Genomic DNA, 9,416 nt, shown 5'->3' with positions numbered 1-9,416 from the left:
ACGAAGGCGGCGCAACCACCCTGGTCAGGGATGGAGTCGAGGGATTTATCGTTCCGGGGCGTGATACTCTGCAAATCGCCGAGGCGATGCTCAAAGTGGCCAATGACCCCGGATTGAATGAGCGAATGGGGAAAGCGGCCCATGAAGCCGGTTCCCGGCAGAATACCTGGCAGGACTACGGCGACCGTTTGCTCGCGGAATTTCGGCGACGGCTCAATATCGATTCGTGATGCGCTCGCCATTCAGCCAGGCTTCCGCCCAAAAAATTCGCGAGCTGCCGCAGGAGTTTCTGCTCGCCGAACTCGGCCGCTATTTTCACGCCGCAGCCCCTCCCGAGATCGTGGAGCACAGTTATTCGCTGTTGCGCTGCGAGGAAACCGGCCTGGAGTTCTGCGACCCCCCCACCCCCGGCAACAAGGCATTCTATGAATGGGTCAGCAGCTTCGCCTCCTATTATCCCGGTTTCCGGTGGGAGTACGGGGAAGTCGCGCGCCTCCTGCAGAGCGAGCCTGGCTCTCGCGCAGGCAAGATCCTCGACGTCGGTTGCGGCAAGGGGGATTTTCTCCGGCACCTGGATTTCGTGCCGAGGGAAAACAAGTACGCCTTGGATCTCAACGAGCCCGCCATCGAAAGCTGCCGCGCACAGGGCTTCAACGCCTTTTGCGGCACGGTGGACACCGCGATCGAGGCGGGATTCCTGACCGGCGGCGAATTTCCAACCGTGACCTCGTTCCATTGCCTGGAACACGTCGGCACCCCCGTGGAATTTGTCCGCGAACTGCTCCGCGCGACCGCCACGGGCGGCCGGGTTTTCCTCAGCACGCCTTATTCACCGATGTCGTTCGAGAGCGATTGGTTCGACATCATGAATCACCCTCCGCACCACATGACGCGCTGGAATCTGGCCTCCTACCAACGGCTGGCGGAAATCCTCGGGGTGAAGATGCGCCATTTCGCTCCGCGCAACTGGCCGTTGAAGCAAGCGTTGCTGAGCTTCCGCCTGCAGAAGTACGGACCGAACACGGCGGCTCCGAGGGCAGTTTTTCTAAAGGATGCGATCGGCGCCGTGGGACAAATCCTGGCGCTCTGGAAAAAGATGCGCGCGCGACAGCACGAAAATCATGGCAGTGATCTGATCCTGGTCGAGTTTAGCATACCGTGAACCGCTTCAAGGTCGCGATATTGACTACCGACAAGCGGGAATCCGACCGGGATTACGCGAATCCAGTGCCGTGCTTCGGCACGGCTCCGGAGGCTTTGTTGCAGGGCTTTGCACAATGGCCGGACGCGGAAATCCATGTGGTCTCCTGCGCGCAACAACCATTGGCAGCACCCGAAAAAATCGCGCCCAATATCTTTTTCCACAGCCTGTTGGTGCCAAAACTCGGCTGGCTCCGGACGGGTTACCAGGGCTGCGTGCGCGCCGCGCGCCGCAAGCTCCGCGAGATCCAGCCGGACATCGTCCACGGCCAGGGGACGGAGAGGGACTGCGCGTTGAGCGCCGTACTTTCCGGTTTCCAAAACGTCTTAACCGTCCATGGGAATATGCGCTTGATCGCCCGGGTCAACCGGGCCAGGCCGTTTTCCTTCAACTGGCTGGCGGCGCGCCTGGAGTCTTTCACTTTGCCTCGTGCGGATGGAATCGTCTGCATTACCCGCTACACGGAGGCAGCCGTCCGCCATGAAGCAAGACGCACCTGGGTGGTGCCCAATGCGGTCGACCCATCCTTTTTTGAGGTGGCATCGCAGCCCGATGAAGTGCCGGTCATTCTCTGCGTGGGGTATATATCTCCGCGGAAAAATCAGAACGACTTCATCCGCGCGCTGGATGGTGCGGCAGGTGGGCGGCGTTTCCGAATCGTCTTTCTCGGCCATGTTCCGGATGATCTCTACGGGAGTGAGTTTCGGGCCTTGCTCGCTACCCGGCCTTGGTGTGAAGCCGCCGGATTTGCCGATCGCGGTGCCTTGAAGACCTGGCTGGCACGCGCCACCGCGCTCGCCCTGCCCTCCCTTGAGGACAACTGCCCGATGGCCGTGCTCGAGGCGATGGCGGCCAACGTGCCGGTGATGGCGGCGAATGTCGGCGGTGTGCCGGACCTCGTCGCGGATGGTGTAACTGGCGTGCTGTGCGATCCCCTTAATGGTGGCAGCATGGTCCGCGCGTTCACCGCATTGCTCGACTCATCTGCTTTGCGCGACACCGTGGCCCGCAATGCCCGCCAACAAGCCGAGGTGCGCTTTCAGCCCAAAGCCGTGGCCGGGCGGCACCTGGAAATCTACCGCGAGGTCTTGAGCAAACGCGCGTAAAGATCGCGAAAATGCGTGCCGATCTCTGCCCAACTGGCCGGACGAGGCGGACAGGGCAGCCCGGGCGCGTCGTCGTAGAAAGCGCGCAAAAGCGGCGCCGTGACCGCCGCGTCCGCGATAGGGCAATAGCGGGCCGCCGAACCGAAGGTGGTGCGCGCCCACGGAAGATCGCTGAGCAGCAGGGGACAGCCGCCGGCGGCAGCCTCGAGCGCCGAGAGGCTCAGGCTTTCCATCGTGCTCAGGAGGACGAAACCGCGGGCCTCGGCGTAGATGCGGGCCAATTGCGCGCGGTCGGCGATGCTCCCTTCGTAGCGGATCAAATCCGGGTGCGCGACGGACAGCCGCCGGAATTCCTGGGCATACGCATCGTCCTCCGCATAAGGCCGTCCCAAGACCCAAAGCGGCGTGCCGGCCAGCACGGCTGCGGCAGCGAGTTCGACGACGCGTTTGCGCGGCGCGATGGTAGCCGTGCAGACCAGCCAGCGGCCGCGCTCGGAGACAGCCGGGCACTCTAAAAAGACCTTCTCGACGCCGTTCGGTATCACATGAACCCGTTCTGGCGGCGCGCCGAATACCTCGCTCATGAGTTGCGCCTCCCACGGGGTGAGAGCCACGACCGCATCGGCCTTCGTATAGGAATCCCAACCCATGCGGTCGAAGAAAGAGCTGCGCCGCAGGACGCGGGTCGCCGCGGTTTGGAGCCGCCGGGCGAAAGCGCTCCGGGAGCCGAGCCCGGTCAGCAACTCGGCCATGACAACCTTCAAGCCACGTCCGTGGGCGAATTCGATATAGGCGGACGAGGGACGTCCAAAATAGTGAATGAGATCGCCCGACTGCGCGTCGTCCCACCAGCGCAGCCAATCGACCTCCACACCGAGGCCCAGCAAGGCTTCCCGGGTCTGTTCGATCTGCGTCTGAAACCCGCCGTGAGCCAGCAGGAAGGGATGCGAATGATCGAAGAGGATTTTCATCGGGGTGCCAACGGAACGCTGGTGGTATTGTCTGGCGGGATCGAGCAAAATTCGGTCTACGTCGACGACACCGGCCATGCGGTTTTCCATCATCACTCCCAGTTTCCGCAATGCAGAATGGCTGAAGCTTTGTATCGCTTCCGTGGCGGACCAGCAAGGCGTGGAGGTCGAGCATATCGTTCAGGATGCCGGTTCGGACGATGGCACGCAGGAGTGGCTGCCGAAGGATTCCCGCGTGCGCGCTTTCATCGAGAAGGATGAAGGGATGTACGATGCCATCAATCGGGGGCTGCGGCGCGCCTCGGGCGATATTCTCGCCTATCTCAATTGCGATGAACAGTACCTGCCGGGCGCGCTCGCGCGGGTGCGGGATTTCTTTGCGGCGCACCCGGAGATCGACGTACTTTTTGGAGACGCGATTCTTGTCGATCAGCACGGCGCGCCGCTCTCGTATCGGCGGATGGTGCTGCCGTTGCGCGCGCATGTGCGGATCGTCCACCTCAATACGCTGACCTGTGCCACTTTCTTTCGCCGATCAGTCATCGAGCGCGGCCACTTCTTCGATTTGCAGTGGAAGGTCATCGGCGATGGGGCCTGGACGGATGACTTGCTGCGCGCGCGGGTGTCGATGGCCACTCTTCCGGAGCCACTGGCGGCTTTCGCATTTACCGGGGCAAACCTGGGCGCCTCCGCGCGCGGAGCCGAAGAGATGAAAGTGTTACGCGGAGCCGCTTGGAAATCAGCCCTGGCGCCCCTGCTATCCCTGCATCACCGCTGGCGAAAGTGGAAAGCGGGCGCCTACGCCCCGCACGCGGTGCTGTACGCGCTCTACACGAAGGAAAGCCCCGGGCAGCGGGTCGCCTTCTCGGAGTCCCGGCTGGGCTTCGACTGGCCTCATCAGCTCGCCACGGGAGCGACCGGCTCCTGATCCTGCACGGCTGCCTCGACGATGCGGAACGCGTCGCGCAGACCGCGGACATATTTTTCGAGCGTATAGCGGGCGAGAAAATGTTCGCGCAATCCGGCGCCGTCTTCGACCGCCGCGGCCACCAAAGCCGTCGCGACCTGCGCTGGGGATCGCTGGGCGACGAAACCCGCATAATCCGGCGGAAGAATCTCCGGGATAGCACGCCAGCGCGTGGTGACGATCGGCAGGCCATAAGCGATGGCCTCGATCAAACAAACCGGCTGGCCCTCGGCGGGGTAATAAGTGGGGAAGCAAAAGGCGTCGGACGAAGCCAGGAGCACAGCTTTGGCTTCGCCACTGACAAACCCGGCGTAGCGGATCGCGGTGGAATGGGCGGCAATGCTGGCCTGGAACTCCTGCTCCTCAGCCGCCTCCAGGAAGCCGCCGGCCACGGTCAACCGAAAGCGTAACGCCGAAGATTGGATTTGCAGGGCCTTGTTCGCGGCCAGCACCCCGTCTACGGCATCGAACAGGCCTTTATCCCGCGAGCAATGGGCCAGATAAAGAACGTCGAGAATTTCGGGGTCTCCACCCGCCGCGATCCGGTCGGCGTCCGCCAGCGGCTGGCCGGCCTGAAGGCGAAGACGGGCCGCCAGCCGGGCGCGCCGGCGCGGGAGGATCGCCGTTTCGAAATCCGGGCAGGGATCGGGAATGCCATTGGCCACGACCTCCGCGTACCGCGAACGAAACCAGAGTGCGTCGCGCATGCTCGGAATGGCGAGGGAGACGCCCACGGTGGAGCGACCGAGCAGTCGGTGGGTCACCCAGCGCTCGAACCAGTTGCCCTCCGAGTTCAGCCAGTCGCCCAGCCCGACTGCTTCCCAGTGGTGAATGAAGTCACGGAAGAACGGCCGGCAGAGCAGCATGACCACCCAGTCGCGATACAGCGCCGCGCGCTTGCCCGGCGCCGGGACGTAATAGAAGGCGCGCACGCCGTAACGAAAGCGGCACCAGATCGCCTCGAGGCAGTAGCGCAGCACGAGGAACATCTTTTCGAGGCGATAGGAACCGATGTCCTCGAAGTTGTCCGAATAGCGGCAGTTCACGTGGTAGCACTCGATATCGGTGGGCGGGGGCGATCCCGGTGCGGCCCGGCGCCGGTCGCCGCCGAGGCCGTCGAGCATGAGCTTGACCATGTAGCTCTGCCCATGGTGAGGCGGCGGCGTATGGGCGAAGACCAGGAGCTTCATGGGGGTGCGCATGGACTAGCCGATGGCAGCGACGCTGGGAAGCCGGCGGTGCGTAAATCTACGCTGCGGGCTACGAGCGATTGACGACGGAGCCGCGCCCGCTGGTCATCTCATCGTAGATCCAGCGATACGTTTTCTCCATGCCGTCGCGCAGGCGCGTGGCGGGCTGCCAGCCGAAGACTTCCTGGATGAGCGCATTGTCGGAATTGCGTCCGTTCACTCCCTTGGGCGCCACGAGGTTGTAATTGCGGGTCAGCTTCACGCCGGCGATTTCCTCGACGATGTCCACGAGTTGGTTGATGGAGACGAGTTCATTGCTGCCGATGTTGATCGGCTCAACGAAGTCGCTGTTCAGCAAGGTCTGCGTGCCGTGGAGGCAATCGTCGATATACATGAAGCTGCGGGTCTGGTCGCCGCTGCCCCAGATTTCGATCTCGTGTTTCCCGCTTTGCTTCGCGGCGATGACCTTGCGGCACACGGCAGCCGGCGCCTTTTCGCGACCGCCATCGTACGTGCCGTGCGGGCCGTAAACGTTGTGGTAGCGGGCGACGCGCGTCTGGACGCCGAAGTCCTCGCGAAAATGGCGGCACATGCGTTCGCTGAACAATTTCTCCCAGCCATAGCCGTCCTCGGGCATGGCGGGATAGGCATCGGCTTCCTTGAGCGCGGTGACGTTGGGGTCGCGCTGCTTGTCGGCATTGTAGACGCAAGCACTGGAGGAGAAGAAGAAGCGCGAGACGTGGTATTTCTTCGCGGCGAGCAGCAGGTGCGTATTGATCAGCACGCTGAGCATGCAGAGCGCCTTGTTCAGCTCGATGAACCCCATGCCGCCCATGTCGGCCGCGAGATTGTAAACGACGTCACAGCCTTCGACCGCCTTTTCGCAGTCGTCGAGGTGCTCGAGATTGAGTTGGAAGCTCTCGACGCCATCGAAACGCTGATACCATTCGGACAGCGGTTTCTTGTCGACCGCGCGGAGTTGGGTGTGGCCCTGGCGGCGGAGGTCAGCGATGAGGTGGCCGCCGATAAAGCCGCCAGCGCCGCAGACGAGGATTTTGCTCATACAAATAGGGAATGCAGGGGATAAGGGGCGTCACTCTCTACGGCGTGGGTCCACCTTCAAGCGGATATTTTCGCCACCCGAGCAACTGGCCCAAAATACGCCAGACGAAGAGCGGATTGTTCAACAGGTAGCGGGGCCCCAGGCGGCGCGGCTCGGAACACAAGCGGTAAAACCACTCCAGGCCGGAGCGCTGCATCCAGCGCGGGGCTTGCGAGACGCGGCCCGCGTGAAAGTCGAAGGCCGCGCCCACGCCGAACAGGAGAGTCGTGTCGAGCTTGGGCAAATACTCCGCCATGAAACGCTCCTGCTTCGGCGTGCTCAACCCGACCCAGATGATGTCCGGCCGGGCGTCGCGAACAGCCCGCTGAAGGTCCGCCCCTTCGTCCGCATTCAGAGGGCGAAACGGCGGACAAAACGTGCCGCAGATCGTCACGCCCGGAAACTGCGCTTCGAGCCGGGCCTTTAGCTCCTCGGCTACACCGGGCGCTCCGCCGTAGAAGAAATGCCGGTAGGTGGTGGATTGCGTCGCCCGGAATACTTCCAGCATGAGATCGGGCCCATAGACGCGATCGACCCAAGGACCGCATTCGCGACGCCCCAGCCAGACCAGCGGCATTCCGTCGGTGGTGTTGAGGAAGGCCGCGTTCAGTACGGCACGAAACTCAGGATCTTTTTGCGCCTCACTCACCCCGTGCACGCCCGTGACGCAAACGTAACCCTTGCGCTTTTCCCGCAGAGCCTCGAGGACGGCCTCAGTCGCGATGGGCAGGTTCATCGCGTGCAGGGCGACGCCGAGAACGTTGAAGCGCTCGATCCTCATCACGATGAACGGAGCGCGGCGGCACGCGCCCGGAAGGTCGGCCCCGATCTAGCCCCTGCGGGTTCGCCCAAAACCGCGCCGCGCCACAAAGCGCGGACCGCATCGCCGAACGCCCCCCACGACCAGATGCCGAAAAAGTGGCGCAACGTACCGGCGATGGTCCAGGCGATGCGATGCCCATGCGATAAACGAAAGCCGATATAGGCGTTATTTTGGACGAGCGCGCAGTGTTTCCAATACTCCGCCTCGCGCGAAACGCCGGTGCTTTCCGGAGGCGGCCGATGCTGCACCGTCACCGCGGGGACGAGGATGCCGCAGCCCTGCGCCGTGAGCCGCAGGCTGAATTCGAGATCCTCGCCACGCACCCAAAAATCGCCGCGATGAAGCCCGCAGCGCTCGATGGCACGACGAGAAACGAGCAGGCAGATCCCCTGAGCCCAGGCGAAGCGGTGCGGCTGGCCGCCGAATCGCTGGCGGAATTCCTCCGGGGTGAGACCGTTCGCATGCCGCATCCCACGCGGCAGGCCTGGCAGCCAACCGACCAAGCCGCGTTCATTGACGACCAGCGGGCAAGCCAGATCGGCCTCTTCCCGTTCCATCGCCTCCAGCAGGCGGGGCAAGACGTCCGGCACGAGGACGGCGTCGTCGTCGAGAATGAGCAGATGGGTAAAGTCGCCGGCCCCCGAGCGCAGCGCCTCCTCCTCGGCCATGCGCAGACCTCCGCCACAGCCCAGGTTGGCCCCGGGATTCACATACTGTGCGCCCGGGAAGGCGGCCTCGACGAGCGCTCGCCCCTCGTCACTGCCGTCGTTGTCCACCACGATCACCGTCGTGAGGCTGCTGCCCGAGAGCGCGAGGGAATGCAGCAACCGCCGAAGTTCCGCAGGACGGCGGTAGGTGGCAATGAGAGCAGCGACGGAAGCATTCATGTCAAAGCGACGCTCGTCGTCCGGCCGAACTCACGGGGCAACAGACCGCGCTCGAGCAAGCGATGGAGATAGTCGCGAATTTCCGGCCAGACACGTTCCGGGAGCAATTTCGTGAGGCAATAGGGCTCGGAAAACTTGCAGTAGTCGAAGCAGGGCCGCCACGGGCAAATGTCGCGGATGACCACGTGATGCTGATCGCCCCAAGGGCGAAACCAGTTGGGATCGGTGGGACCGAAGAGCGGGATGACGGGGCGATGGCAAGCGGCGGCAATGTGACCGGGGCCACTATCGTTGCACAGCAGGAGGTCCACCCGCCCGAGGATATCCACCAGCTCCGGGACGGCCAGGGGACGCACCACCAGGTCCGCCAGTGAGGTCAACGCATCACCGCACCCTTCCGGCCCCGGCACCAGGACGAGATCGAAATCGAAGTGCGCCCGGAGTTTCTCGACGATATAGACGAAATACTCCTCGGGCCAGCGGCGGACGGCGATCCGCGCGCCGGGATGCAGGCAGAGGATCGGCTTGCCGGAAAGTCCGGCAAACAGCTCGTCGACCGAAGCCGAACGGTATTGCGGGTGATCGAGGTGCGGCCCGACATCGGCCATGCCCGGCAGGCCCAGCACGCAGCCCAAGTCCCACCAATCCGCCACCTTGTGCTGGCTCGCGCTGCGCCGCACCAGCACGTGAGTGAGAAACGGGTCACTGCCCCGGGTGGGAAATCCGTAACGACTCCGGGCGCCGGCGAGCAGCATGAAAAGATGATCGCGCGGATCGTTTCGCACCGACACAGCGGCGTCGAAGTGTTCGGCGCGCAGACGGCCAAAGAGCGCGAACAAGTCCTGCCAGTTCCACCGCCACAGCGCGTACTTGCCGCGGTAGGCGGACCACGGCGCATCGAAGCTGATGAAACGGATCTGCGGAAAAGTCGGCTGGAGGAGCTGGCCCGCGTGATCCTTCCCCACGAGGGTGATGTCATAGCGTTCCTGCGCGGCGCGCAGGAACGGGGTGGCAAACGTCAGGTCGCCCAGACCCCAAAATTCGAGGACCAGAAGCCGGGGACGCGGCGAAGTGGGTTGGAGGTCGGGCGCGGGCAAGCGGGGCATGCTAAAGCTGCCGCCGGAAGGTGGCAAGGCGGCGACGGTCGCGCCCATTGAAAGCGGCGGCGG

At 63.7% G+C, this 9,416-nt stretch carries 9 protein-coding genes and 1 pseudogene; 4 read left to right on the top strand and 6 right to left on the bottom strand.

Annotated elements, in window-relative coordinates:
* From ABJF10_RS09850 to ABJF10_RS09840, 3 genes and pseudogenes are all read left to right on the top strand, one after another.
* A pseudogene (locus ABJF10_RS09850) lies at positions 1-230 on the top strand (hypothetical protein); the annotation flags it as partial.
* Positions 230-1,162 carry a class I SAM-dependent methyltransferase gene (locus ABJF10_RS09845; protein ID WP_348544387.1) on the top strand — a complete coding sequence of 311 codons (933 nt, stop codon included), beginning with the start codon at positions 230-232 and terminating at the stop codon, positions 1,160-1,162. The pseudogene ABJF10_RS09850 and the gene ABJF10_RS09845, both read left to right, overlap by 1 nt.
* A complete protein-coding gene (locus tag ABJF10_RS09840; protein WP_348544386.1) occupies positions 1,159-2,307 on the top strand; it encodes a glycosyltransferase family 4 protein in 1,149 nt (382 codons plus the stop codon). Before ABJF10_RS09845 ends, ABJF10_RS09840 begins: the two co-directional genes overlap by 4 nt.
* Here ABJF10_RS09840 and ABJF10_RS09835 read toward each other — a convergent pair.
* Positions 2,277-3,278: a glycosyltransferase family 4 protein gene (locus ABJF10_RS09835; RefSeq protein ID WP_348544385.1), complete on the bottom strand. Its 1,002-nt coding sequence runs from the start codon at positions 3,276-3,278 to the stop codon at positions 2,277-2,279. The genes ABJF10_RS09840 and ABJF10_RS09835 overlap by 31 nt on opposite strands.
* A gap of 76 nt (positions 3,279-3,354) precedes the next feature.
* Here ABJF10_RS09835 and ABJF10_RS09830 point away from each other — a divergent pair, with 76 nt between their 5' ends.
* On the top strand, positions 3,355-4,206 hold the full coding sequence (locus tag ABJF10_RS09830) for a glycosyltransferase family 2 protein (RefSeq protein WP_348544384.1): 852 nt from the start codon (positions 3,355-3,357) through the stop codon (positions 4,204-4,206).
* On the opposite strand, the gene ABJF10_RS09825 is transcribed toward ABJF10_RS09830, so the two are convergent.
* The 5 genes from ABJF10_RS09825 to ABJF10_RS09805 form a co-directional block, all read right to left on the bottom strand.
* Positions 4,176-5,435, bottom strand: a complete 1,260-nt coding sequence (locus ABJF10_RS09825; protein ID WP_348544383.1) for a glycosyltransferase — start codon at positions 5,433-5,435, stop codon at positions 4,176-4,178. The genes ABJF10_RS09830 and ABJF10_RS09825 overlap by 31 nt on opposite strands.
* A gap of 70 nt (positions 5,436-5,505) precedes the next feature.
* The gene (locus ABJF10_RS09820; RefSeq protein WP_348544382.1) at positions 5,506-6,498 is read right to left on the bottom strand and encodes an NAD-dependent epimerase/dehydratase family protein; all 993 of its coding nucleotides are present in this window, start codon (positions 6,496-6,498) and stop codon (positions 5,506-5,508) included.
* Positions 6,499-6,535: 37 nt separating this feature from the next.
* Positions 6,536-7,318, bottom strand: coding sequence for a WecB/TagA/CpsF family glycosyltransferase (locus ABJF10_RS09815; RefSeq protein WP_348544381.1), 783 nt, complete (start codon positions 7,316-7,318; stop codon positions 6,536-6,538).
* Positions 7,318-8,247: a glycosyltransferase family 2 protein gene (locus tag ABJF10_RS09810; RefSeq protein ID WP_348544380.1), complete on the bottom strand. Its 930-nt coding sequence runs from the start codon at positions 8,245-8,247 to the stop codon at positions 7,318-7,320. Before ABJF10_RS09810 ends, ABJF10_RS09815 begins: the two co-directional genes overlap by 1 nt.
* The gene (locus ABJF10_RS09805; RefSeq protein ID WP_348544379.1) at positions 8,244-9,353 is read right to left on the bottom strand and encodes a glycosyltransferase family 9 protein; all 1,110 of its coding nucleotides are present in this window, start codon (positions 9,351-9,353) and stop codon (positions 8,244-8,246) included. Before ABJF10_RS09805 ends, ABJF10_RS09810 begins: the two co-directional genes overlap by 4 nt.
* Between the last annotated feature and the right edge of the window lie 63 nt (positions 9,354-9,416).

It is taken from the genome of Chthoniobacter sp., from assembly GCF_040003245.1.
Lineage (GTDB): Bacteria > Verrucomicrobiota > Verrucomicrobiia > Chthoniobacterales > Chthoniobacteraceae > Chthoniobacter.
Note: the sequence above shows the minus strand (reverse complement) of the source record. Positions and strands in the feature narration are given on the sequence as shown.